Origin of the sequence: Anthropogastromicrobium sp. (assembly GCF_037349415.1) — a bacterium.
Classification (GTDB): domain Bacteria; phylum Bacillota; class Clostridia; order Lachnospirales; family Lachnospiraceae; genus Anthropogastromicrobium; species Anthropogastromicrobium aceti.
This window is the reverse complement of the sequence record NZ_JAXWCK010000044.1, coordinates 73,464-98,273: the sequence shown is the minus strand read 5'-3', so window position 1 is coordinate 98,273 and position 24,810 is coordinate 73,464. Positions and strand designations below refer to the sequence as shown.

At 39.9% G+C, this 24,810-nt stretch carries 21 protein-coding genes; 4 read left to right on the top strand and 17 right to left on the bottom strand.

Annotation, left to right across the window (positions count from 1 at the left end; translation table 11 throughout):
• Window positions 1–45 precede the first annotated feature (45 nt).
• From WJP93_RS10445 to WJP93_RS10410, 8 genes are all read right to left on the bottom strand, one after another.
• Complete coding sequence (locus tag WJP93_RS10445) at window positions 46–1,788, bottom strand: heparinase II/III family protein (RefSeq protein WP_337548187.1); 1,743 nt, start codon at window positions 1,786–1,788, stop codon at window positions 46–48.
• Between the two features lie 179 nt (window positions 1,789–1,967).
• Entirely contained in the window at window positions 1,968–3,728 is a 1,761-nt protein-coding gene (locus tag WJP93_RS10440) for a S8 family peptidase (protein WP_337548186.1), read from the bottom strand.
• A gap of 79 nt (window positions 3,729–3,807) precedes the next feature.
• On the bottom strand, window positions 3,808–5,970 hold the full coding sequence (gene gnpA, locus WJP93_RS10435) for a 1,3-beta-galactosyl-N-acetylhexosamine phosphorylase (RefSeq protein WP_337548184.1): 2,163 nt from the start codon (window positions 5,968–5,970) through the stop codon (window positions 3,808–3,810).
• A 54-nt stretch (window positions 5,971–6,024) separates the two neighbouring features.
• On the bottom strand, window positions 6,025–7,338 hold the full coding sequence (locus tag WJP93_RS10430) for a polyhydroxyalkanoate depolymerase (RefSeq protein WP_337548183.1): 1,314 nt from the start codon (window positions 7,336–7,338) through the stop codon (window positions 6,025–6,027).
• Complete coding sequence (locus tag WJP93_RS10425; protein ID WP_337548182.1) at window positions 7,298–7,750, bottom strand: hypothetical protein; 453 nt, start codon at window positions 7,748–7,750, stop codon at window positions 7,298–7,300. The genes WJP93_RS10430 and WJP93_RS10425 overlap by 41 nt, the downstream gene beginning before the upstream one ends.
• The gene (locus WJP93_RS10420) at window positions 7,750–8,556 is read right to left on the bottom strand and encodes a carbohydrate ABC transporter permease (RefSeq protein ID WP_262535692.1); all 807 of its coding nucleotides are present in this window, start codon (window positions 8,554–8,556) and stop codon (window positions 7,750–7,752) included. Before WJP93_RS10420 ends, WJP93_RS10425 begins: the two co-directional genes overlap by 1 nt.
• Entirely contained in the window at window positions 8,549–9,418 is an 870-nt protein-coding gene (locus tag WJP93_RS10415; protein WP_262535867.1) for a sugar ABC transporter permease, read from the bottom strand. Before WJP93_RS10415 ends, WJP93_RS10420 begins: the two co-directional genes overlap by 8 nt.
• A 177-nt stretch (window positions 9,419–9,595) precedes the next feature.
• Complete coding sequence (locus WJP93_RS10410; protein WP_337548181.1) at window positions 9,596–10,891, bottom strand: extracellular solute-binding protein; 1,296 nt, start codon at window positions 10,889–10,891, stop codon at window positions 9,596–9,598.
• A gap of 334 nt (window positions 10,892–11,225) precedes the next feature.
• On the opposite strand from WJP93_RS10410, the gene WJP93_RS10405 reads away from it, so the two are divergent.
• Window positions 11,226–12,080, top strand: a complete 855-nt coding sequence (locus WJP93_RS10405) for an AraC family transcriptional regulator (protein WP_262535690.1) — start codon at window positions 11,226–11,228, stop codon at window positions 12,078–12,080.
• Window positions 12,081–12,153: 73 nt separating this feature from the next.
• Here WJP93_RS10405 and clpX read toward each other — a convergent pair whose 3' ends face one another.
• From clpX to ilvN, 3 genes are all read right to left on the bottom strand, one after another.
• Entirely contained in the window at window positions 12,154–13,617 is a 1,464-nt protein-coding gene (gene clpX, locus WJP93_RS10400) for an ATP-dependent Clp protease ATP-binding subunit ClpX (RefSeq protein WP_337548180.1), read from the bottom strand.
• Window positions 13,618–13,994: 377 nt separating this feature from the next.
• Window positions 13,995–15,020 carry a ketol-acid reductoisomerase gene (gene ilvC / locus WJP93_RS10395; RefSeq protein WP_227099907.1) on the bottom strand — a complete coding sequence of 342 codons (1,026 nt, stop codon included), beginning with the start codon at window positions 15,018–15,020 and terminating at the stop codon, window positions 13,995–13,997.
• A 111-nt stretch (window positions 15,021–15,131) separates the two neighbouring features.
• The gene (gene ilvN, locus WJP93_RS10390) at window positions 15,132–15,629 is read right to left on the bottom strand and encodes an acetolactate synthase small subunit (RefSeq protein ID WP_337548179.1); all 498 of its coding nucleotides are present in this window, start codon (window positions 15,627–15,629) and stop codon (window positions 15,132–15,134) included.
• A gap of 363 nt (window positions 15,630–15,992) precedes the next feature.
• Here ilvN and WJP93_RS10385 point away from each other — a divergent pair, with 363 nt between their 5' ends.
• Both WJP93_RS10385 and WJP93_RS10380 read left to right on the top strand, forming a co-directional pair.
• Window positions 15,993–17,423 carry a spore germination protein gene (locus tag WJP93_RS10385; RefSeq protein ID WP_308731665.1) on the top strand — a complete coding sequence of 477 codons (1,431 nt, stop codon included), beginning with the start codon at window positions 15,993–15,995 and terminating at the stop codon, window positions 17,421–17,423.
• Between the two features lie 119 nt (window positions 17,424–17,542).
• Window positions 17,543–18,388 carry an N-acetyltransferase gene (locus WJP93_RS10380; RefSeq protein WP_337548169.1) on the top strand — a complete coding sequence of 282 codons (846 nt, stop codon included), beginning with the start codon at window positions 17,543–17,545 and terminating at the stop codon, window positions 18,386–18,388.
• A 66-nt stretch (window positions 18,389–18,454) separates the two neighbouring features.
• Here the strand turns inward: WJP93_RS10380 and rsgA are convergent, their stop codons facing one another.
• From rsgA to WJP93_RS10365, 3 genes are all read right to left on the bottom strand, one after another.
• Window positions 18,455–19,489, bottom strand: coding sequence for a ribosome small subunit-dependent GTPase A (gene rsgA / locus WJP93_RS10375; protein ID WP_337548167.1), 1,035 nt, complete (start codon window positions 19,487–19,489; stop codon window positions 18,455–18,457).
• Between the two features lie 143 nt (window positions 19,490–19,632).
• Entirely contained in the window at window positions 19,633–20,634 is a 1,002-nt protein-coding gene (cas6, locus tag WJP93_RS10370; protein WP_337548166.1) for a CRISPR system precrRNA processing endoribonuclease RAMP protein Cas6, read from the bottom strand.
• 78 nt (window positions 20,635–20,712) lie between these two features.
• Window positions 20,713–21,231: an NUDIX hydrolase gene (locus tag WJP93_RS10365; protein ID WP_227099913.1), complete on the bottom strand. Its 519-nt coding sequence runs from the start codon at window positions 21,229–21,231 to the stop codon at window positions 20,713–20,715.
• 170 nt (window positions 21,232–21,401) lie between these two features.
• Between WJP93_RS10365 and WJP93_RS10360 the strand changes: the two genes are divergently transcribed.
• Window positions 21,402–21,851 carry a hypothetical protein gene (locus WJP93_RS10360; RefSeq protein WP_337548165.1) on the top strand — a complete coding sequence of 150 codons (450 nt, stop codon included), beginning with the start codon at window positions 21,402–21,404 and terminating at the stop codon, window positions 21,849–21,851.
• A gap of 206 nt (window positions 21,852–22,057) precedes the next feature.
• On the opposite strand, the gene WJP93_RS10355 is transcribed toward WJP93_RS10360, so the two are convergent.
• From WJP93_RS10355 to WJP93_RS10345, 3 genes are read right to left on the bottom strand one after another with little or no spacing between them, the layout of a single operon-like run.
• On the bottom strand, window positions 22,058–22,960 hold the full coding sequence (locus tag WJP93_RS10355) for an ABC-2 family transporter protein (RefSeq protein ID WP_337548163.1): 903 nt from the start codon (window positions 22,958–22,960) through the stop codon (window positions 22,058–22,060).
• A gap of 3 nt (window positions 22,961–22,963) precedes the next feature.
• A complete protein-coding gene (locus tag WJP93_RS10350) occupies window positions 22,964–23,767 on the bottom strand; it encodes an ABC-2 family transporter protein (protein ID WP_337548161.1) in 804 nt (267 codons plus the stop codon).
• A 5-nt stretch (window positions 23,768–23,772) separates the two neighbouring features.
• Window positions 23,773–24,573: an ATP-binding cassette domain-containing protein gene (locus WJP93_RS10345; protein ID WP_337548159.1), complete on the bottom strand. Its 801-nt coding sequence runs from the start codon at window positions 24,571–24,573 to the stop codon at window positions 23,773–23,775.
• Between the last annotated feature and the right edge of the window lie 237 nt (window positions 24,574–24,810).

Genomic DNA, 24,810 nt, shown 5'->3' with positions numbered 1-24,810 from the left:
AAAAGAATAGGCAGGTTACTACCTGCCCATTCAATTATACTAGTTTTATTCTGTTATGTGTAGACAAATTTTGCTGTCTGCAATACCAATTTTGCTGTTTTGAGGTTCATCACAGCAAACGTCCCAGCGAATAACATTAATATTCTCCAAGATACCTTGATGGTTAGAATGTTCTACTGTTTTGATTTTAAATTCACCCTTACGTCCCTCTGCATGTAAAATAACACAATGCTTTTCTCCATGAATTACGACACTATCATTTTCAACACTTACAGGCAGTCTGGTAACAAGATTTTCATGAACTTCAACACCCGGTCTGCACTGAATATAATCACATACAGTAAGTTTTCCCGTATTTTCATCTAGCCAAATCTCACGGTATACCTTCTGTGCTTCAATTCCATATGCTTTTCCAAATGAAATCAAAATATTGCGATCTTTCGTTAATTCAAATCTGTCGGCACAGTATTCCTTTCCTGCCTTTTGATCAACATCTCCAATGATCGGAATATTGTGGCTCTCGCCTCTATTACAGAAAACCTCATAACGTTTTTCAGAAAAATAATCCTTTGTGTATTCTCCAGCGCCTAAATCATCCAAAAAAGCTTCTCCGTCTACCAGGTAATGAAAACTTCCAACATCATTATGATTATGTGGTTCACCATTATTTCCACCCTTTGCAATAACAGCTGTTTGTTTTGCACCTCTTAAAATACACCACTGCGCATCCTGTAAAACACAAGCACCGCTTTGTTCTAACGGCTTTGGTTCTTCTGCCTTTTTATTCTGTACATCGTCTAAATAGCGATGCGTCCAATACCAGCTCCAGTAAATGCCAACCCATCTCCAACAGCTGTCTCCATCAAGCTTTTGCGCATATAATGTATCTGGAAAACGAATATCACTGTACTGATCTGCCAGACAACATGTAAGTCCCATTGGATATGTTCCTCTTGAATCACCATCAGAAAAGCTAATCGTACGACCTCCGGCAAAATAACACTTCTGTTGAAAATGAGCTATCGCATTTACCTTTTCAGATGCCATCAGATCCTTTGATGGATCGTATTCTCTTTGTGCTAATGCAAATAATGTAAAATACGTAAAGCCATATACCCAGTAACCAAGTCCCTCCTGACACGCTCCATCCATGCCAAAACCTTCTAAATAATAATGTTCCAGTGCATAATTAAGTCGTTCTAACAATTTTTTCTTTTCTGTTCCTTCCTCCATAAGAAGAAGAGCTGCACTTCCCACATTACCACAGCAAACAGCATTCCAATTATTCGTTGCCTGTTCCCAGCTTGCATATGGCACCTTCGACTCTATAAATGGCTTAAGAATGCGAGCCTTCACTTCATTTTGCGCAAGCGTAATCACATCTTCTGAAAGCTCATCCTTTAAAAGAGTTGTAATATGTGCAAGTGTCTGACCTGTTTCACTTGCAAAAAGATCGATTACACCTCTCCAATTAGGATTTTCCTTTCTTCTTACGTGTGCCGGAAGTGCCCAACACTCCTCTGCACATATTTCCCGTATTACCTCTTCTAACTTTTGAATATCTTCTTTTTCATGCCAGATCACACTTGCAAGACCAAGCACTGATAAGAATTTTCTTCTTCCAAAGTAAACAGCCTCATATCGCATACGGTTTCCATTTGTTTCAAATTCGCTAAAAAGCTCCTCTGTTAGCTGTGGCATGCTTTCATTTCTTAACTGGTCTGCCAGTTTTCTAACTTCACTTTCATATAGTGCCACATATTTCTTTATCTGATTTTGCATCTCCATATTGATTTTCTCCTTTCATCCCTTTCGTCTGATGCATAATAATTTTTCTTTTTAACAGATTTTTCGCCATTTTTACCGAAATATCTGTTAAGATTATACCTCTTTTTCTCGAATCTGTACAGTATTTTTTTTACTAGAATTCAGGTTACAGTTCACATTACGCGTGAATTATAACGACTTCAGAAAATCTGCGTCTGAAAATTTCTAAAAACGCCATACAAATCAAGCGTTCCAAATCCCCATTCCCTATTAGGATATGTTCTCGATGAATCCCTTTTTGCACCTCTTATAAAATACGTCTTTACGTCTGTACTGCTAAAATAGCGAATCCCACTTTCTCTTGTCCACTGACAAAATAATGCCGCTGCACCCGCCATATGTGCTGCTGCGACACTTGAACCACTTCTTTGCACACGACGAAGTTCATTTCCCACACCTGATAATGACGATGTAAAGCCTTCAATTCCAACGCCAGGCGCCGCCAAATCCGGACAAATCCTTCCATCTGTAGTATAGCCACGCCCTGAATACAAGTAAACACTATTATTTTGATAATTGTAATTGCTGACTGAAATCACATTTGCTGCATCAGACGGCGAAGTAAGCGTTATAAATTCTGAAGGACGAAGGAATACAGTATCCTGCCTCAAAAATGATTCTATCGGAAGCCACATATGATAATGACCTGTTATAAAAAGATCATTATATACACGTACTGTCCAGACACCTGGTGTAATATTGATAAAACGAAGCAGTGCAAGAAACTCACCTGTTCCCGTAACAGAGAGTCTGTAAGAAACCTCTACTCTTGTCTGTGCCAGTGCAAAATTTAAAATTTCAATGCGCCCTGGCCTCACATATATTCTTGGAATTACTTCTCCATTCGGAGAACGTATCGCAACTGAATATGTTTCTGGTGCACTTGCCCACAATTCAAGAAAGAAGCCATTCTCTCCCTCTGCCACACGGATCTCTACATCCTCATATCCGCTTTCTGATGAAATTTGTCCTTCAAAATGATGACCTCTTGATGTCTCATTTCCTGTTCCTGCCACAATTGTGATGCCAACTGAACTTCCAAGCTCTTCAAGCATTCTTGCAAGCGGCAAGCCGCCTCGATGTGATCCAGCATTCGTTCCCAGTCCCAGACAAATCACAAGTGGCTGTTGACGCTTCTTTGCCAGCGATACAAGATAAAGAACACCTGCCATAATATCATTTTCCTGATAGGCCACCGCATCCTCTTTAATCTGATAATAAGCTCGCAAACGATTCTTAGCAGGCTTTAACTTTACCATTGCAATATCTGCTTTTGGCGCTGCACCAGTAAAGCTTCCATCTGGCAGCTCATTTCCTGCCGCTATAGAAGCCAAAAAAGTTCCATGACCATTTTCATCCCTTGACGAAATTCCTTCATAAGCATCTGCCATTTTTACTGCTGCGTTTAACTGCTCATGCGTAAATTCGCTTCCATATAAAAATCCTTCCGGCGTTCTTGTAATGTTCTCTGGCGTCTCTGGAAGCTCTGGCTGCGCAGACAGTCTGATTGGGCTTCCGGCCGGTATTGTCTGATCCCAGATTGCTGTTACTCTAGTTGTTCCATCTTGTTTTAGAAAAATGGAACCTGCATAATCAATTCCCGTATCCACAAATCCAATCAAAACACCACTTCCATCAAGCTTAAGATATGGATTTTCCCTTACCTGCAAAATACCAGATGATTCCATACTTCCTGTATCCTGCAAACCAAACAGCTTTGGAATGTTATAATAGCCATAGACAGTTCCATCTTCATATCCATCCGAAAGCTTCAGGTAAAGAGATGCAAACCTAGCACCTAATGGCTGTTTGCAATCAAGCGTATACTTTGACTCAATAAGACTTCGATTCCCAATAAAATCAATATATTCCTCTGAATAAATCTGATCCTGACAGTTCAAAAAAGACTCCCTAAAACAAATCTCGTCATACTAGCATATGTACGTTATGATTGTTTTAGAAAGTCTTTTTATTATTTTGTTAAATCATGTACCACTTAATCTCATTCGGCGCCATTTCCAACTCAAAGCTGCTTTTGTCACCGCGGTAAACAGTAGTCTTCTGTGGCTCATAAGTATTATTCACCACGCAGAATTTTCCATTCTTTACATAAGCATGGACTTCTACATTAAAGTTTGTGCTAAACCACTGATTTAAAACAGCCTCACCATGCGCACTCCACAAAATGCTTCGATATAAGATACGGCTGTTCTCAAAATTATATGGCAGACCGCTAATATATACGCTTCGACCCTTACCAAACTCATTTACAGCCATCTGTACTTCCTTTTCACGCTGTACAAGAATTTCTGTACCGGCATATGCGTACATACTCTTCTTTCCCTCTCCAAAGTCTACCGGCTTTGTTGTATCGGCAAGAATGAAATGATCCTGATGTTCTTCCCAGTTATACTTATCGTAATTCAAAGTAAATCCTGTCTCTTTCTCAACACCAATCAAATCCGCCAGCTGTAAGAAATGACCCTGGAATTGATGACCAGATGGTTCACCAACACCAATAAATCCACCTCCATTGTAAACAAATTCACGAATTGCAGATGAGATTTGGGGATTTTCCCAAACACTTCCACCAGTATGAGCTGTGTCACCATCTCCAACATTGATAATAACATCAATATCCTTTAATATATGCGGATTTTGAAGAATATCATCAAATGAAATGAAGCAAACATCAAATGGTGCTCCGCTAAGTGCCTCAATAATTCCAGCATAGCTATAATTTTGCTTCTGATACAGCGCATGATGTACCATATGACATCCCCAGCTGCGAATCTTGCCCCAGCTATTGAGCACTGCCACCTTTTTCACACAATATGGTGTCGTTCCCTTTGCATTTTCATATAACTCACGAAACTCATTACATACATCCTCAACATACTGTAAAAATTCAGGGAAATCGAGTGTCAGTTTTAAGTAGCCGCCATATCCGATGCGATCAATCGGTTTTCTTAAAATCGCCCGCCTTGCTGTAATCCAGTTTTCCTTTGCTTCCTTCACTGGATCTCCATTCTCATGGAATGTATCTGGGAAGAAGTAAGGCAGGAAACGGCCTTCTGTATATTTTACGCCCTTAATATCAGAAATCAGACGCAATGTACTTCCATTTCCAACGCTTCCTACAACTGCATCGAGTCCAATTGTAGCAAACTCTTCCATAAACGGTTCTGTTCCAATCCAATGATCGCCTAAAAACATCATGGCTTCTTTACCACACTCGTGAGTAATATCTACCATTTCCTTTGCCAGCTTTGCGACTTCTCTGCGCTGGAATGCCTGGAAATCTTTAAATTCCTTGCTCGGAACGCGATACTGGTTATTATAATAGCCCTGATCGATTATATACTCCGGACGGAATGGATAACCCACCTCTTTTTCAAACTGCTCTAAAATATAAGGACTGACTGATGCAGAATAACCATACCAATCCACATATTTTTCTCTCTTCAACTCGTCAAACATAAGAGTAAACTGATGGAAAAATGTTGTATAACGAATAACATTCACATATGGATGTTCTTCACAATACTTGCGAAGACGCTCTAATGAATACTTATGTGTCTTTGGCTGGCGCACATCAAAAGTAATCTGATGCTCAAAGTCCTTCCATTCATTTGTTACTGCATTATACATATGAACTGGATCCCAGATAATATATGCTAAAAAGCTAACCGTATATTCATGGAATGGCACAGCGTCGCAGATCACCACACAGCCAGTCTCTTCCTGATAATTCCAATTCGTTGTCGGCACGATCTCACCTGTTGAACGATCAATAACTTCCCACCATCTTTTGATATCATCTCTTGTATTGACCTTCATCAGTTCATCTGATATTCCCTTCATAAGCGGGATGGAAAGTTCTTTGTCAACCGCTGTATAAAAGGCTGTCATCACATAGCACTGCTGCACCTCATCTGGATTTGCCTTTGCCCACTCATTATCTTTTCTTGTTGTATAATAAGTCGCATAAATTTTTGCACCCGTTTTTGTCAATTCCTCTGGAAATTCAGTTCCATCACAGTCACGTATTGCATCCGCTCCCCAGCGTTTCATTAGTTCAATTGTTTCTGGTACAACGTCTAGATTGGTCGGAATCGTAACTCTTCCCTTTGTCTGGCTCATCTTACGTTATCCTCCTATCGAAAATTTTCTCATTCTCTTTTTGTTTTACTGCTCTTATTTCAACACAATAATCTGGTTTTCTTCCTCAGTATAGTTTCCGCCGCCCATCTGATTTCTCACAAATGGAACACCTTCTCTGACATAGAAAATATTATGAGAAAGCAATGCATCAGGATTCAAGGATGGACTTATTGTTCCTCCAAGATCATCATAACTTACATTGTGACTGAAAGTATTATGAATTGCTTCATCAAGACAAAACATCACACATCCGCCTTCATTTTGTCTGCTGTAATTATATTCATATGTCGTTCCATCTCCAGAATCTGCATCATAAGCCATTCCATCCTGATTTAATCTCGTATCCGCTGCTTCATTGTAACGAAACAGCGCATCCTTACATTTCCATGGCCAAATGGCTGCCGCTACCTTTCCTGCACGATTTTTTGGACAACAATAAATACGATCATTAATTTCCTGCGCTACACAATCCGTCATATTGTGTTCCACAAGCGGACGAAGCGCATACATAGCTGTAATGCCATCTCCGCCTGCTTCCTTGACATAATTATTGCGAATCACCACATGTTCATGACCATACTTAAGGAATGCTACTTCGTCCAATATAGCTCCCTGAAATTTATCATGTGCATATGTATATCCAACTGCAATTCCCCAGCGACTTGTCCGGTAGACAAAGCAGCTTTCTACTGTAATATCACAAAAACGAGCTGCCCCTGTAATATCTTCATTTGCCGGCTTTAATGCTGTCATGTAAATGCCGCCATTATTCATATGCTTATCGTAAACATTTCCATTAACGTCATGAACATAAAGATTCTGCAGGTAAATACCACTTCTTACTCCCTTGTCCCTTGCAGTAACAGCAACTCCTGTGCGATTCATCTTATAAGGTGCACTATATGTTTCTCCAATGATGTTCTCTGCACTGTTTGTAATCTCAATATCATGAATCCAGATATATTCTGCATCGTACAGCAGCACTGCTGATGACACATATCCCTGATACACATGTGTTGGCGAATCTAATTCTGTGCCATAATCCTGATACCAGATTCCCTGTCCATTTGCTGCAATCACCGGCAATACTTCCTCATAAAATTCCTCGCCGCTCTCTGGCAAATATGCACCAATCTCAATCGGAGATTCTTTTGTTCCACTGTCTTTGATCTGTAAAAACTGTCCTTCAAAAACAGATCCCCTGGCTAAAAGCACACGATCTCCTGGCTTCAGCGTCAAACGGTTAATGGCAAACAAAGTTGCAAATGCAGATGATTTGCTCAAACCATCATTTGTATCATTTCCGTCAATCTGACTGACATAATATGTTTTGAATGAGTTTGTCATATGCTTCCTCTCTCAATCTTTTCTCAATGATCTGCTCTACATCCTCAAATGTGAAATAATCTCCATGATAACGTCCAAAAAGATCATGATTATTTTCATAAAAATTCAGTCTTTCTTCCCGTGTAAAGGATGGACAAACACCCAGCTGTTTGATTTTTTCAGATGGCTGTACAAAATCCAGGCGAAATCTTGTCAGCTCATATTGAAGATACATCGGTGGCGTATAAAAACATGGCCCATAAAACAGTTCCCCTTTTTCCTGCTTATGCCTGTTCTCTTCATTTTTTTCTTTGCGGCGCTCTTCTAACGCTTCTAAGCTGTCGTCAAGAATCAGACCAAAGTTTTTTGCCAGCAAAAGCGCAGCCTTTGCCTTTTGCCAATCTTTTTCATACAGACAATACTTATTTTTCATTATTTTACTGCTCCTGCAATTCCATTTGCAAAGCTCTTCTGCAGACAAAGGAAAATAATCGCTGTCGGCAGTGTACAGATCAGTACACCTAACATAAGCATTCCGTAATCTACACTATAGCCACTCTTTAAATTTGCTACTAACATCGGCATTGTGACCTCATTTTTATCCTGAAGGATAATTGTTGGCCACAGATAATTGTTCCATGCATTCATAAATGTTACCGTCATAGCTGCACCATAGGTAGATTTCATAACAGGAATAAACATCGTAAAGAAAATCTTAATCTCGCTTAATCCCTCTAATCGTGCAGCCTCAATAATATCATGAGGGAAAGATCTTGCTGCCTGACGAAACATCATAATCAAAAATGGCGTCGAAATAGAAGGCAATGCCAGTGCAATCCAAGTATTTACAAGCTTCCATGATGCAAACAGCTTAAATAATGGAATCATAATAGCAACAAACGGAAGCATCATTGCAAGCAGAAGGATATTCATTAAAATATCCTTTCCCTTATCATGATAAATCTCAAAACCGTAACCTGCAATTGAGCAGACAAGAAGTGAGATTACCGTTATTACAATCGCATTTCTAAAAGAGTTAAACATTGCAAGACCTAAATTTTGTGTCTCAATCAATGTCCTATAATTTTCCAACAGATGAGTTCCAGGAATCAGTTTTCCTCTAACAATGTCGATGCTAGCGTTTGTCGCACCTGATATCATATAATATAGAGGAAACGCTGACAGAAAACTTGCAAGAACCAAAATCACATAGGATATTGTTGTTTTTACTTTAGTCACGTTTATCACCTACTTTCATCTGAATCGCTGACAGAATTGCCACGCTTACCAAAATAAATACCGAAATTGCTGCGGCATAATTAAATTTTGGTGTCTCTACAAAGGAAATATTATAAACATAATGTGCCAGTGTCATAGTCGATTTTCCTGGACCTCCGCCCGTCAGGTTCACTGACTCATCAAACAACTGCAATGTTCCTGATGTGGACATAATTGCAGTTAACAAAATGGTCGGCTTTAACAGTGGAATGGTGATACGTGTAAACTGCTTGAATGGACTTGCACCGTCAATGTAGCTTGCCTCATAGACTGAATAATCAATATTCTGCAATCCAGCAAGATAAAATACCATATTGTAGCCAGTCCATCGCCAAATCAATGCAATTACAATTACAAAACGTGCTGCCCATGCATCCTGGAACCAATTTACTGGTGTCAAACCAATCGCTGCAATAACATTGTTAACAAGACCATCCTGTGCAAACAAGGATTTGAAAATCATAGAATATGATACAAGTGATGTCGCACATGGAAGGAAAATCAATGTACGGAAAATACTTTTTCCTTTAATCTTTGGATTATTCAGAAGCTGAGCAAGACAAAGTGCCAAAATTAACATAATCGGCACTTGGATCAAAAAGTAAAATACAGTATTAAACAAGCATTGTTGGAATGTTTTATCCTTCAAGATTCTCTTATAATTTGCCAATCCTGCAAAAGTGCTTGCACCACCTGTACCCTTTTTTGAAAAAGAAAGCACAAATGCCTGCACCATCGGATAAAAGCAGAATATAAAAATGAGAAGTGCGGCTGGAATTAAGAAAAACCATCCTGTAAGATTATGTCTTTTTTCCAGGCTCATCTTTGTTTTTTGTCTTTTCACGTTAACCACGCCTTTCTATTTTGTAATTATTCAGAGCCATGCAAAAATGCTTTCTGTAGATGTCTGTATTAAAGCAGAAATTCAATTTTTATGGCAAATATGGTGATAAAAATATACCGGGAACGCACTGCATCCCCGGTACCAGAATTTCCTTAATTACTCGCTAATGTTAAACTCAACGGTATCCTGTGCATTCTGAATCTCTTCATCAATGTCAGCATCATTCTGAACCACATTTGTAACAGCATCCGTCAGTGCACTTCTGATATCAGAATAATATGCGCCATAATCAATTCCCGGAACCTGTCCTGCAAATTCAACGATATCCTTATATACAGCCTGTCCGCCGTAGAAATCAGAAGTCTCATTGTATACATCAGACTCTGCAGCTGGCAGATAACTTGCGATTGCACCTGCATTTACAAGCAGATCATCGTAAAGATCAACATCTGCGCCAAAAGTAGAGTTCAAGAAATCAAAAGCAAGTTCTGTATTCTTGCAGTTAGAAGATACTGCCCAGCTCGCACCGCCACAGTTTGCGTAGTTTGTTGCTCCCTCGATATCATCAAGTGCCGGCATATTTACGATCGCCCACTTACCAGACTGATCCTCTGCTGCCTGAATGGAAGACATGATCCAGCATCCCTGAATAACGCCTGCTGCTGTTCCCTTGTTCATGGAAGCGATATACTGATCCCAGTCAGTGTAGTCTACCATGATACCCTCGTCGATCAGTTGCTTATATACTTCAATTGCTGCCTTCAGTGCTTCGTTATCTACAAGTTTAACTTCTCCATCTACAATCGGAGATGCGCCTGCAGACTGCAGCATCTCAATTACGATCTCTGAACCGCCTGAGCTTGTCAGCATCGGAACATCATTTGCTTCTACTACCTTCTTTGCCAGCTCGATAAATTCAGACCATGTAGTATCCATGAAATCTTCTACCTTAAGTCCAGCCTTCTCTACCATATCAGAACGAATTGCCATGATGGTCGCACCATTATCAAACGGAACACCATAATTCTTTTCATCTACTGTAGAGTCTGCCAGCTTACCTGCTGAGAACTGTGAAAAATCAATTCCTGAATCTGTTAACTCAGTGAAAATCTCCGGATAATTAGTTACATTCTTATGGAAAGAATAATCCTGCATTAAAAAGATATCTGGCAGCGTATCATATGTACCAGCCTCTGCTGCTGTAATCAAGCTCTGCTCAATATCAGAGTAAACCTTCTCCTGAATGTCAAGCTTGAAATTCGGGTGATCCTTCTGGTATTCAGCCTCAGCCTGCTTCATTGCATATACGTTGAATGTAGGATCCCAACACCATACTGTTAATGTCTCCTCTTCATCCGCTGCGTAAACATTCTGTGCAATTCCCGTAGTTCCTGCAAGCGCATATGCAAACATAGCTGCTGCCGGAAGGACTGCTGTTAATTTCTTTCTCATAATAAATTCCTCCTTAAAAATTTGTTTTTCTGTTCTTGATGATCTTATTATAACTTTCCCATCTCCTTATTTCTACTTTTATATTGCTCTGTTTTGTTATTATCTTGCTATTTCAAGCGTTTTTTTGCGATTTCACGTCTATATTTTTCAGCATTTTATATTTTTTCTTAGGATAAAGCACTATTTTATCGTATATTTTAACAGTTTTTCCTTTTTACTTTATTGATATTGCTCAGCAATATTCTTTAAATTTATAACAATTTATTATAAACTTTTCTTTTTTTCTATGCTATCATAGCATTACGACGATTCTTTTTCACTGAAAGGAGATTTTATGGCAGATGAACGTTACGACATCTCAATTACAAAAGAATATTTAATCCGAAACAAGGCTAAGCTTCTTTATATTTCCTCCGCTACCTACAGCGGCGACTGGCTTAGCACACCTCATACGCACTATTGTTCTGAGCTTTTTTATGTTCTTGAAGGCATTGGACAGTTTCAGGTAGAAGACAAAATCTTCCCTGTTAAAGCAAATGACTTAATTATCATCAATCCAAATATTTCACACACTGAGCTTGGACTTCACTCCCATCCAATGAAATATATTGTACTTGGCATTGAAGGTCTGGAACTTTCCTCTGAAAATGATCATTCTAATTTTTGTATTGTTAATTTTAAAGAAATTAAGGATACGATGGTTTTCTATTTACAGATGATGCTAAAAGAAATTGAAACACGTGCACCTGGGCATGAAGCTATATGTCAGGATTTAATGGAAATTCTTATTGTTCTTTTTGGACGCCAGACAAATTTCTCAACAATTCTTACTCCAGCAAACAAGAAAGCTTCTCACCTATGTGATTCTGTACGCCGGTATCTCAACCAAAACTGTGAGGAAGATATCACACTAGAACAGCTGGCAAGATTTTCTCATGTCAACAAATATTATCTTGTTCATGCATTTACTAATGAATATGGCATTTCTCCAATCAATTATCTTATGCAGGCACGTGTCAAAAAAGCTGAAAAATTGCTGGCCACAACTGATTATTCTATGTCTGTAATTAGCAGTTCCTGTGGATTTGCTTCATCTGGCTATTTCTCACAGACATTTAAGAAAATTACAGGTCTTTCTCCGAGTGCATATCGAAAGAAAAGCAAATCAGAACACGAAGCAAATAATTAAAAATAAGGTGTCAAAAACAGACTTTAAACTGTTTTGACACCTTTTTCTTATTATATGGATTATATTTTATAGATCAGTTTTCACTCGCCAGTCTAAGCGGTTCCTGTCCTCTAAGTTCTATAACAGGTCCGCCTGTATGCTCCACGTAAGCGCGTGTAATACGTACACGGCCAATATTATCATCCTTTGGAATCTCATACATGATATCGAGCATAAAATCTTCAATAATGGCACGAAGCGCTCTGGCTCCCGTATCCTTTTTTAATGCCTTTGCAGCAATTGCCTCAAGTGCATCCGGCTCAAATATAAGATCTACTTCATCCATTGCAAGAAGCTCTCTGTACTGCTTTAAAAGTGCATTCTTTGGCTCACTCAAAATTCTTGTCAGCATCTTCTCATCAAGTGCATCCAATGTAAAGACAATCGGAAGACGTCCCAAAAACTCTGGAATCATACCAAAGTTTCTAAGGTCCTCTGTCTCAACATAGCGAAAAATATTCTTCTCATTATCATAGTGATCTTTAAGCTCTGCATTAAAGCCCATCGAAGATTTCTTTGCCAGACGCTCGCGAATGACCTGATCAAGATCTGGAAAAGCGCCGCCACAGATAAATAAAATATTAGTCGTATCTACCGTTACCATAGGCACCATCGCATTCTTGCTTGATGCACCAACAGGAACTTCTACCTCAGCACCTTCAAGAAGCTTTAACAGACCCTGCTGAACACTCTCACCATTTACATCACGATGATTTGTCTCTCTCTTTCTTGCAAGCTTATCAATCTCATCAATAAACACAATTCCCGTCTGTGCTTTCTCTACATCATTGTCTGCTGCTGCAAGAAGCTTACTGATAACACTCTCAATATCATCACCGATATATCCAGCTTCCGTAAGAGATGTTGCATCTGCAATAGCAAGCGGCACATCAAGAAGCTTCGCTAATGTCTTAACTAGATATGTTTTACCGCTTCCTGTTGGTCCAATCATAAGCATATTTGATTTTTCAATCTCAACATCCTTTTTTTGCTGAAGTGCTGCCACTCTCTTATAGTGATTATATACAGCGACAGACATAACCTTCTTTGCGTGCTCTTGGCCTACGACATATTCGTTTAAGCTTGCATGAATCTGATGCGGAGACGGAATTGCCTTTAAGTCAATTGGCTTTACCTGATCATCTGGCTTCTTTTTCTTAATTTTTTGCTTCTCCGGCATTCCCATATTCATGCCGCTCATCATATTCATCAGATCATCTGGCATACCAGCAAATGGAAATCCCTCTGGGATTCCAAACATTTTCGGGAAATTACCACTGTTAACCTGATTAAATGCTTTTTGCATACAATCATTACATATAGTAATATCCGGAGAAATTGTGATCATCTTTCCTGCCTTGCTCTCTGGTCTGCGGCAGACATAGCAGACCTTCTCATATGCATCATGATCATCATTTCTATTGCTATTAGCATTGCTGCTATTATTATCCGCATTTATTACATTTGTATCATTATCATTTGCATTCTGATTTGCCATAACGAAAACTCCTCAATCTTTCTATTTTATTGACTGATCAGCAGCCAGCCTGCTGCACAAATAGATCCAGTCATTACCTATCGGTTTTTTCATATCCCTTGTAGTATACTTGATACACGAAAGAAAAACAAGATTTTTCGAAAAAAAGACTGGCAGATTTCTCCACCAGTCCCTAAAATTTTTATAAAGTGAGTTCAAATACATATTAAAAAGCTCACCCGCGCCTACCATGCGCAAAACCGCCCCTTAGGGCTTAATCGCTGCTTTGCAGCTGTTTTGCTTATGAAGCGGCGCTCCTTCCTAGCACAACATTCAGAAAAAACATGCAAGCATGTTTTATTCTGAACGACTGTGCTAGAATGAGCTGTTGTATCAAATCAGTTATCGATCAGCTTCTTTGTATCCTTCCAGCTCATCAGACTTCTTAACTCCTCGCCAACCTTCTCAACTGGATGCTCAGCCTGCATACGTCTCATAGCCAAGAAGTGTGGCATACCAACCTTACTCTCTAACAGCCATTCCTTAGCGAATGCTCCACTCTGGATATCAGCCAGAACCTTACGCATTGCGTTCTTAGTATCCTCAGTAATGATCTTCGGTCCAGTGATGTAATCACCATACTCAGCAGTATTGGAGATGGAGTATCTCATTCCAGCAAAACCAGACTCATTGATCAGATCAACGATCAGCTTCATCTCATGAATACACTCAAAGTAAGCTGACTCTGGCTCATAACCTGCCTCAACAAGTACCTCATAACCAGTCTTCATCAATGCACAAACACCACCGCAAAGAACTGCCTGCTCACCGAACAAGTCAGTCTCAGTCTCCTGACGGAATGTTGTCTCCAGAACACCTGCTCTTGCGCCGCCGATAGCCAATGCGTAAGCCAGTGCCAGATCATGTGCCTTACCAGTAGCATTCTGATGAACAGCGATCAGACACGGAACACCCTTGCCTTCCTGATAAGTAGAACGTACTGTGTGACCTGGTCCCTTCGGTGCGATCATTGTAACATCAACATCTGCCGGCGGAACGATCTGATTGAAATGGATTGCAAAGCCATGAGCGAACATTAACATCATACCTGGTCTTAAGTTCGGAGCTACACTCTCATTGTACATAGCTGCCTGCTTCTCATCATTAATCAGAATCATGACAATATCTGCTCTCTTAGTAGCCTCTGCCGCTGTATATACTTCAAATCCTTCTGCTTCTGCCTTTGCCCAAGACTTGGATCCCTTGTACAGACCAATAATGACATTGCATCCAGATTCCTTTGCGTTCTTTGCATGTGCATGTCCCTGGCTGCCATATCCGATAATTGCAATGGTCTTACCCTCCAGTAAAGACAGGTTGCAGTCCTTCTGATAATAAATTGTTGCCATAACTTTATCCTCCATATAGTGTTGTAGAGCAACTGCCCTACTAAATATGCAAAACAAGACTCTAAAATTAGAGAGTTGCAATGTCGCGTTTTAATATAACTATTGATATGTTTTAAAGCATTTCCATTAGGAAAGGCTATTTTCAGAACCTCTTGACAAACCTGTGATACCAGTTCTTGCTAACTCAAGTATCGTAAACTTCTCAAGAAGCTTTGTGCAAGCATCCAGCTTGCTTTCATTTCCGGTAAGCTCAATCATCATAGATTCTTCTCCGACATCTACGATCTTTGCACGGAAGATATCTGCAATCGCAATTACCTGCGCTCTTTCCTCCGGTTTTGCTGCTACCTTAATCAAAATCAATTCTCTACAGACAGACGCATCAGCAGGCAACATCTGAATCTTTGATACATCTACCAGCTTTGCGAGCTGCTTTTCAATCTGCTCAAGCACCTCTGGCTCACCCTCTGCCACAACTGTCATTCTGGAGTGACACTTATCCTGTGTCTCTCCAACCGTCAGGCTGTCAATGTTATAACCTCTGCGGCTGAATAATCCGGCAACGCGGCTCAGCACACCGGCTTCATTATCTACCAACAATGAAAAAACAACTTTATTACTCATGTAATCACCCTTGTATCCTTCCGATTCAACGCTTTCGCTGCAAACATCCCAAATATTTTTTTGGCTGCCTGCACGACTAATCATAACAATGTTTAGTTTCATTGTCAAGTGACAAATTTAATGTTGATCCGTGCGAATTTAATCTCTTTTGCCCTTTAATCTCATTTAATTTGATGTGCAATCGACTTTTATTGATTTTTTGTAACTTACTGCTACATGTGTAAAATCTTTTTTTAACTACAAATCACCGACAAATTTTATTCCATATTTTAACATTTTTGTCCAAAATGGAAAATGATTCAAAGCATATTCGCTTCAAATAGGTAAAAACTAAAACAAGATCCACCAGAAAGGACTACAATTATGGAAAAACTTTCAAAAAATATAGATATCAACATGAACTATCTTTCCAAGCTTCTTTGTATCAACAAAAGCTTTGATCTTATCACACGTGTCATTGAATTAAAAGGACACAAAGCTGCTATTTACTGCATTGATGGCTTTGTCAAAAGCGACACACTTGAAAAGCTTTTGGAATTTATGTTTAAAAAAACAGACTCCTTCAAACAGCCTGAAGATTTTCCAACGGATGCATCTTCTTTTTTGACCCTCTTGCTTCCCTACTGTGAAATCAAACTGGAAGCAAACTTTGCGCCTGCCGTCACCTCGCTATTAAAGGGAATGAGCCTTCTTATTATAGATGGCTATGATCAGCTTTTTATAATAGACTGCCGTAGCTACCCTGCACGAAGCATATCTGAACCAGACAAAGATAAAACCATGCGCGGCTCTCGCGACGGTTTTGTTGAAACACTTGTATGTAATACTGCCTTGATACGGCGGCGAATCCGCGATCCGAAGCTAATCATGGAAATGCAGCAGGCTGGAACACGCTCCAAAACAGATATCTGCTTATGCTATTTAGACGATCTTGTTGATAAAAAGCTTTTATCATCTATACGGAAACGGATTCAAAATATCACTGTACAATCACTTACTATGAACCAGGAAAGTTTAGCTGAATGTATTTTTCCATACAAATGGTTTAATCCATTTCCCAAATTTAAATTTACAGAACGCCCTGACGCTGCATGCGCTGCCGTATTTGAGGGCAATCTGATAATACTTGTTGATAACTCTCCAAGTGCCATGATTCTTCCTTCTTCTTTGTTTGATATTGTTGAGGAAGCAGACGATTATTATTTTCCTCCGCTCACCGGCACCTACCTTCGTCTAACAAGAGCTCTGATTGCACTCATGACATATTTTGTTCCCGTTTTGTATCTGCTTTCTACAATGCACCCAACAATGCTTCCTGATTGGTTATCATTCATTGCTATAAAAGATAATATCAATGTTCCCATCATTTTACAGCTTCTTATTTTAGAGCTGGCACTTGATGGTCTTCGTCTTGCAGCTGTAAACACACCAAATATGCTGTCCACACCTCTTAGCATCACAGCTGGTATTGTCTTAGGTGAGTTTTCAGTTAAATCTGGCTGGTTCAATTCGGAATCTATGGTCTATATGGCATTTATTTTTGTAGCCAATTATACACAATCAAGCTACGAATTTGGTTATGCACTCAAATTTATGAGAATACTGACTCTTATTTTAACTGCTATTTTTGACTTCTGGGGCTTTGCAGCAGGTGTTATTTTATTTATCAGCTCTATGATCTGCAACAAGACGATAAGCGGCTATCCTTATCTGTATCCAGTCATTCCATTCTCATGGAAGGCACTTTCAAGGCGATTTTTCCGGTCACGGCTTACAGACGTTGAATCTAAATAAATGACCACTGTTTTCAGGAATCTCTTGTCTTTTTCTGTCTACTCATGGTATACTGACTGCAGTTTGTGAGCGCAGACAGATTCCTATGGTATCTGCTGCAGAAAGGTTAAAGGTATTCCATGATTAAAATAAAAGAATTTACTGAATTGACAGAAAAGGATAAAGCTTCCATCCGTGAGCTTATTGATGACTGTATCCGCTATGAGCAGCTTGAACTTGCCGTACCAGATTTGAATGAAGAAGACGGCACTGCATATTTATATTATCAGTCTTCAAAAAATCCAAAGCTCATCAGTGTACTTTTTTGCTATGATCTTGAGGATTATCTCGAGGTTAGCGCCTTCACAAGTCCTGCTCATCGCTGCCAGGGTGCTTTCACAAGTCTGTTCCAGAAGCTTATGGAAGGATACGAGGAAACTCCAGTATGCTTCTATCCAGATGGAAACAGCTATGATGCGCTGATGACAATGGAAGTATTAGATTGTGAATATAGTGGAACAGAGCATTTGATGAGGTTAGAGAAAAGACCTGAGGTGGCTGGGGATGCTGCAATTGCAGAAAATAATGCCACCGTTACTCTTTATCCGGCAACAAAAGATGACTTACTTGCACTTGTCGCAGTTCACAGTGCCGCCTTCGATATGGAAAAAGAAGATTCCATCGCATTCTTAGAGCAGTCATTTGATACTGGAGAAACCATCTGGTGCATTGCTACAGGCGGTACAATTGTCGGCCTTGTATTAACCTCAATCCAGCCAGACCAGACAAATCTCTATGGACTTGCAATTCATCCGGAGTATCAGGGAAAAGGCTATGGTCGCGATGCAGTAAACGTGCTTTTACAAAAGCCAGCGATCACCTTTCCAGTTACACTACATGTGACAGAGGAAAATGAAGCGGCATTTAAGATTTATAAAGGGATGGGATTTGTTACTACACAAGAATTGATGGAGTATTGGTACTAACTAATGTAAGGCAACAAAAATCACACGACAAAAATGCCGCTGGTCATATGACTCGCGGCATTTTTTTCACTTTTTTCTTGTCTTATTCAATGCTTTCCTTGCCTTTGCAATTGCCTTCATATCTGCACTTTTTCTGCTTTCGACATGAAGTGAACGATACAGTTCAAAACGCTCTTTTGATAATTGACCATTCTCCAATGCCTGCCTTACTGCACAGCGCGGCTCGTTTGTGTGTGTACAATCACGAAAACGACACTGCGCCGCCAGTTCTGCAATATCTTCAAATGTATCATCAATTCCTTCGTCTACATCACAAAGTCCAATCTCTCTCATACCTGGTGTGTCAATCACAATTACACCACTTGGTAACTCAATCATTTCTCGATATGTTGTTGTATGGCGTCCTTTCGCATCTTTTTCGCGAATCTCACCTGTTTTCATAATCTCTGTTCCTGCTAATGCATTGACAAGTGTTGATTTTCCAACACCTGAGGATCCTAGAAGTGCAATTGTTTTTCCTGGCTGCAGATACACCTGTAATTTATCCATCCCATCACCTGTCAAAGCACTGACCGCATGAACTTTTATCTGTGGAAGCATTTCTTTAAGCTGTTCTTTCAATTTTTCCACATCTGGACATAAATCCACTTTAGTCAAAATTACTATCGGCTGTACGCCCTCCTGCAACACAGTCGCTGCATAGCGCACTGCTCGATTAAGATTAAAATTGTCATTCAACGACATGACAAGAAAGGCATAGTCAATATTTGCTGCCATTGGCTGTTCTTTCATACTTTTTGCCGTATCTGGACGCGTCAGAAAATTTTTTCGTTCACAGATCTCTATAATTTTTGAATCACCTTTTGGATTGTAACGAAAAGTCACATAATCTCCAACTACTGGGAACATGGTTTCTTCCTTATAAAATTTTCCACTTAATTTTGCCGGAATCTCCTTTTCCAAATATCGAATCAGGTAACTATTTTTCTGTACTTCGCTGATACGCCCTAAGCGTTCTGTGTGTAACCACTGTTCATCAAATACGTCCAGCTCTTTTCTGCCTTCGCCTGTCTGATGGTATTCTTCTTTTCTTTCTTTCAATTCTAATCTCTCCTGTCTTTATGCCAGAAATCAATTGATCTCTGTTTTTAACAAGATTATAAAAATTCAACTTGTATATGTCAATATTACAGGTGTCCCGAGAATTTTTCCATCCATTCTTGCTCTAATGCCCTCACGGGCTATTACCACATCACCTGATACTCTCCAAATCCAAAGCTGCTGTTTTTTCCAATATGAAGCAATTCTCCTGCAAACAGCAGTTTCATTGTATCTTCATTTGCACCATCAAACCAAACTTTTCCTTTGATTCCACGAAGTGTCATTGCACTGTCTCTTCTATTTGAATAGCGATTGACTCCTTCTAATCTTGACTGCTGACGCGTAGTAACAGCTGTCTCTGGCGTTTCATCCCAAAATATTTCTGCTTCGATACCTTCAAAGCAGTCCAGCATATAAAGGCGGCGGCGAATGGACGCGATGATTGGATCCATTTGAAGATCACGAATAAATTCTCCTTGATATTTTACTGTGAATGGTGTGTGAAATGCCAGCATCCCTGAATAACAAGCGTCACTTACCTTAGACAAACTTCCTTGTTGTTCTTTTTGCAGCTGTGATTCCTTTATCTGTACTTTTTTTAGCTGTCTCATTCGGTAATCAATATATTCTCCTAGCGTGGAAATTTGATAGTTTCCCATTTGAATGCTGTTATTTACAAGAATATCCTGCCAATACTGATTTTTAACAGAAACAATAATAAAATGTGCCTGATGCTTGCCAAGACCTGATACTCCGAGCATACTGATTGCCTGAAGATATTGATTAAAGTAAACAATATTCTTTCCGAAAAGAATTAACTGAAAGCTTAACTGATCTCCCTGATAAAACTCTTCCTTATAATTATCACATTCAAGCACATAGCCTACGCTCTCGCCCATTGTCACAAAAGATGGCTTCTTTTCATATTTAGAATACATGATGCGCTGCACGATACATTCATCTAAAAAATCACATTTTTCACATTCGCGCCCACGCACGCAATTAGCACGCAGCAGCATTTCTCCGATTCCACCGCGAATAGTAGATACCTTCTGTTTAGGCAACATGGTATCCTCTGTAAATTGTACTACAAATGTAAGCTTTGTATAGCGAATGTCCTGTGACTTTATTAACAGCTGACTCATGCTGCACCTCCTTCTTCATTTTCACTACAAAGCCTCTTCTGCAAATATACTTGTATTGGCTTTGATTTTAATATCTGCTTAATCGAACAAACGATAAAACTCATCCTTATATCCAGCCATGTGATCCCACACTGCAGGACTAAGCATCTTCTTCTCTGCCATTTCCTCAAGCTGTGGAAGTGTTACCTTGATAACATCCTCTGTCTCTCCCTCTTCAAGATGAACCTCATCAAGTGCCACATCTTTAAAAACGGCATAATTATCGCCAAGGAACTGACCAATATGATTATCTCCAAGCTCAATCAGCTCATCTTCTTCAATCTGAATGCCTGTTTCTTCCTTAAGCTCACGCACAATGGCATGTCTGCTTGTCTCTCCTGAAATCATATGACCGCCTGTGTTCTCCCACTTGCCAGGTGCATAACGTTTTTGACTGCTACGCTTTGTGAGCAAAATCTTTTTTTCGCTGTCAATTACCCAGATACCAACACAGTACAGGCAATATCCATACGGAACATTCTCGCCTGCCTGAATGGTCTTTCCTGTTTTTCTGCCCTGCTGATCATATAAGTCCCATTTTTCCTGTTTTGCCTGCATAGTGTTTTCCTCTCTTCCTCTTTACTTCTACTATTTTCCAATTAAGTCTACTAGGAGTTGCCCACTTTGTCAATATATGATATGATAATACAAAAATAGCAGGTTCATTTAACATTACAGTTCACGGCAAAGCCCCATGAACAGTAACTCATTACACAGGAGGCATTATTATGAATTTTTCTTTATCAACAGAAAACGTTTCTGCATGGCGTGAGGGCCATGTTATGAATGATATCGTATTTAACCTTGGATGCTGCTGTCCGGGACAGGGCACTGAGGAGGTCTTTTCTTATATTGAAGTGATATATAAGGATGGAAACCGCCATTATTTCTATGAAAATCAAACCGGCTTTGACCGCTTTGAAAAAGATTTCTACGACAAGCGTTTTACCTCGTTCCATGAGTTCTGGACAACAGAAGAAGCCGCCGAGGAGAAGCGTGATCTTTTCTCGTTTCGCTACTATGTGCGCCGCTCTGAAGATGCCTATACGCATCTTACCACTTCTGAGATGGATGAATTAAAGATAAAGCTTCCGGCTTCCTGTAAGAAGCCAGATCGCATCACACAATTTCATCACTATGATCGCTCGGTCAACTATCACGAAGACTCAGAAAGCTAAACTTGAAATATCGGAGGCACGCAAAACACCTTACAAAACAGCAAAACATCCAGACACTCGCGTTCTCTTTCGAAGCAATGTCTGGATATTTTTATGTTTTTTGATACAAAAGTTTACTCTACTGTCACCAGTTCATACTCTCTGCTTCCAAAGCCAAGCTCTGCAGCTGCCTCAATCGTATGAACTTCGTGTCTATCATTGCACTCTCACGATCCGCTAGACTTGTAGTGGTGCACGCCAACGCGCCACAGCGCATAACACGGGATTAAAAAAATAACAGCAAATAGTGGCATCACCATGTTCCAAAGAGAAGTGGTTCTTCCTAGCAAATATAAGAGCGGATAATATTGAATCAACGCATACGGAACAACGAGTGTACAAAATTGAAGCATACCCTTCCCATAAATACCAATTGGATATTTGCCGTACTCTCTTGCTCCGTCTGTTAGTATGTTCATGAACTCAAGACCATCAAGTGTAAAGAAGCAAAGCGCTGCATAAACCATAAATAATCCCGAAAATACAGCGGCTCCGCCGATCAGCATAAAAATAACTGTTAACACGCGCGTCAGATTCCAGTCGATCTGTACAGTCATGACGCCATAAATAAACAAGATAATTGCTTGAAAGCTTCTTCCGATTCTTGATAATTCAAATTTGCTTCCTAATACCTGCAAAATTTCGTTGCGTGGTCTTACAAGGACTCGATCAAACTCGGCATGGCGCACCATTCCAGAAAATGAGTCAAAGCCTCTTGCAAACATTTCTGCCAATGAAAACTCAACCAAAACAAGTGCATAGCAAATCAATACTTCACTATAGGTAAAACCTTTCACCTCGTGGAATCGCTGAAACATGAATGTAATTCCCATAAACACGTTAAATGAAAACAAAAACTGGCCAAGTGTCGTCAAAAAGAAGGAAGTCTTATACTGCATTGCACTTCGAATATGAATACTGATATAGTGCAAATACAGACGAACTGCTGAAATCCTTGCATTCTCAGCTTTCATGTTGCCTCTACTTCTTTTTCTGTGCCTTTTTTCATTTTGATTTCCATTATGATTTCTATTTTTGTTTCTTTCGATTCTTCTATTCATTCTTTCCATGGCTCACCCTCCCTGCACAACTAGCTTTTTTTCAGCAAATTTAGCAAATCGCCATCCAGCTCCAACAAGCACAATGAGCCAAAATATTTGAAGAAAAATTGCCTCTGCCATGGCTCGACCTGATAAATCGCCTGAATAAATTCGAAATGGCACATTCTGCATAGCAGCAAACGGAAGCACCTTTAACACACGCTGTACCACCTCTGGCATAAATGGAAGCGGCACAATTTGCCCCGATAAAAGCTCACAGGCAGACGCGTAAAAAATGCGAATTCCTTGGGCTGAAATCGTAAAGCAACAGCTGGTATAAATAATCACGCCAATTGCAACTGTTACTAGTGTTCCAAGTATCATTGTCAGTAAAAATAAGAAAAGCGTCATTGGATCCTGTGGAAGCATCAATCGATATGGCTTTGGCAAAAATAGAGCCACAACTAAAATTGGCGCACAGCGAAGCAATGCCTTTGACACACGGTTCGCGACACTTCTTGCAAACCACATGGAATAAATATGGACAGGGCGGCACATCTCATACGCAATATTCCCGTCCATAATAGATGAAAAAATCTCAGGTTCCATCATCCATGCCATGAACAATGCCAAAAATGCCTGTTGCAGCCAAATATAGCTGGCGACAGCTTCAAATCTCATTGGAAAGGCAGACGCATCTGCCTGATAAAATGCTCTAAAGACAAGAAGTTCCATAAATCCCCATGTAAACTGGGTGACGACTCCAGCTGCTGCAGCCGCGCGATATTGTAATCCCATCAAAAAGCGCATGCGAAAAAAAGAGAGATACTTTTTCATTTGACTTATCTCCCTTCATTCTCGTCAAAGCTTCGATATAGCTTTACAACGGCCTCGTCCATGGATGCGGCATCTTGCTTTAGTTCTTCCGGGCTTCCATCCATCAAAATGCGCCCTTTTCCAATCAGCAAAATGCGATTTGTCAATGCCTCAATATCTTGCATATCATGGGTTGTCAAAATGACAGTCGTCTTGTGGTCTTGATTTAATTGCTTAATAAAATCGCGCACTGCAAGCTTAGACACAGCATCCAGTCCAATCGTCGGTTCATCTAAGAAAAGAATGCTTGGACTGTGAAGTAGCGATGCAGCAATCTCACAGCGCATTCGCTGTCCAAGTGAGAGCTGTCTTGCTGGTGTTTTTAATAATTCTGATAAATTTAGAAGTTCTGTCAGTTCTTCGAGATTATTTTTATACATTGCCTGTGAAATGGAATAAATATCCCTCAAAAGTTCAAATGAGTCAATTACCGGCACATCCCACCAAAGCTGACTTCGCTGCCCAAACACAACTCCGATATCCTTTACATAGGAAATGCGATCCTTCCATGGAATTTTTCCGTTGACAACACAAGTTCCCTCATCCGGCGTTAAAATGCCACTTAGTACCTTAATTGTTGAACTCTTGCCAGCTCCATTTTTACCAATGTATCCAACCATTTCTCCGTCACCAATCTGAAAACTAATGTGATCAAGTGCGTGAATTTCTTCGTATTCACGCCGAAATAAGCTGCGGCAGGCTTCTCTCATGCCTGCTTTTCTCTTTGCGACCTTATAGGTCTTACATAAATTTTGTACTGTAATCATCGTACTTCCTCCTGGTAGTCATACAACTTATCACGGTTCTCACATATGTGTGAACTGTATCTTGCCAAGTAGGTCTGCCTTTTATGGATTTTGCCATAAAATACCTATCTGATCCGGTTTGTCCCACCTTCGGGCCCGTCCGTTCTAGGGTTTGTCCGTTCTCGTACATGCTGTACATTCTTTTGCAAAAGGACTTTTACTATAGCGTATTTTCAGGCATATGTCAAGAACTTATTC

What these genes read in the sequence shown, in the direction of transcription:
- WJP93_RS10355 (WP_337548163.1), bottom strand. Translation starts at nt 22,960, where the DNA reads ATGGAAAGAATGAATAGAAGAATCGAAAGAAACAAAAATAGAAATCAT.
- WJP93_RS10385 (WP_308731665.1), top strand. Translation starts at nt 15,993, where the DNA reads ATGGAAAAACTTTCAAAAAATATAGATATCAACATGAACTATCTTTCC.
- WJP93_RS10415 (WP_262535867.1), bottom strand. Translation starts at nt 9,418, where the DNA reads ATGAGCCTGGAAAAAAGACATAATCTTACAGGATGGTTTTTCTTAATT.
- WJP93_RS10350 (WP_337548161.1), bottom strand. Translation starts at nt 23,767, where the DNA reads ATGAAAAAGTATCTCTCTTTTTTTCGCATGCGCTTTTTGATGGGATTA.
- WJP93_RS10405 (WP_262535690.1), top strand. Translation starts at nt 11,226, where the DNA reads ATGGCAGATGAACGTTACGACATCTCAATTACAAAAGAATATTTAATC.
- WJP93_RS10365 (WP_227099913.1), bottom strand. Translation starts at nt 21,231, where the DNA reads ATGCAGGCAAAACAGGAAAAATGGGACTTATATGATCAGCAGGGCAGA.
- WJP93_RS10410 (WP_337548181.1), bottom strand. Translation starts at nt 10,891, where the DNA reads ATGAGAAAGAAATTAACAGCAGTCCTTCCGGCAGCAGCTATGTTTGCA.
- ilvN (WP_337548179.1), bottom strand. Translation starts at nt 15,629, where the DNA reads ATGAGTAATAAAGTTGTTTTTTCATTGTTGGTAGATAATGAAGCCGGT.
- WJP93_RS10425 (WP_337548182.1), bottom strand. Translation starts at nt 7,750, where the DNA reads ATGAAAAATAAGTATTGTCTGTATGAAAAAGATTGGCAAAAGGCAAAG.
- WJP93_RS10360 (WP_337548165.1), top strand. Translation starts at nt 21,402, where the DNA reads ATGAATTTTTCTTTATCAACAGAAAACGTTTCTGCATGGCGTGAGGGC.
- gnpA (WP_337548184.1), bottom strand. Translation starts at nt 5,970, where the DNA reads ATGAGCCAGACAAAGGGAAGAGTTACGATTCCGACCAATCTAGACGTT.
- WJP93_RS10345 (WP_337548159.1), bottom strand. Translation starts at nt 24,573, where the DNA reads ATGATTACAGTACAAAATTTATGTAAGACCTATAAGGTCGCAAAGAGA.
- clpX (WP_337548180.1), bottom strand. Translation starts at nt 13,617, where the DNA reads ATGGCAAATCAGAATGCAAATGATAATGATACAAATGTAATAAATGCG.
- WJP93_RS10445 (WP_337548187.1), bottom strand. Translation starts at nt 1,788, where the DNA reads ATGGAGATGCAAAATCAGATAAAGAAATATGTGGCACTATATGAAAGT.
- ilvC (WP_227099907.1), bottom strand. Translation starts at nt 15,020, where the DNA reads ATGGAGGATAAAGTTATGGCAACAATTTATTATCAGAAGGACTGCAAC.
- WJP93_RS10380 (WP_337548169.1), top strand. Translation starts at nt 17,543, where the DNA reads ATGATTAAAATAAAAGAATTTACTGAATTGACAGAAAAGGATAAAGCT.
- WJP93_RS10430 (WP_337548183.1), bottom strand. Translation starts at nt 7,338, where the DNA reads ATGACAAACTCATTCAAAACATATTATGTCAGTCAGATTGACGGAAAT.
- cas6 (WP_337548166.1), bottom strand. Translation starts at nt 20,634, where the DNA reads ATGAGTCAGCTGTTAATAAAGTCACAGGACATTCGCTATACAAAGCTT.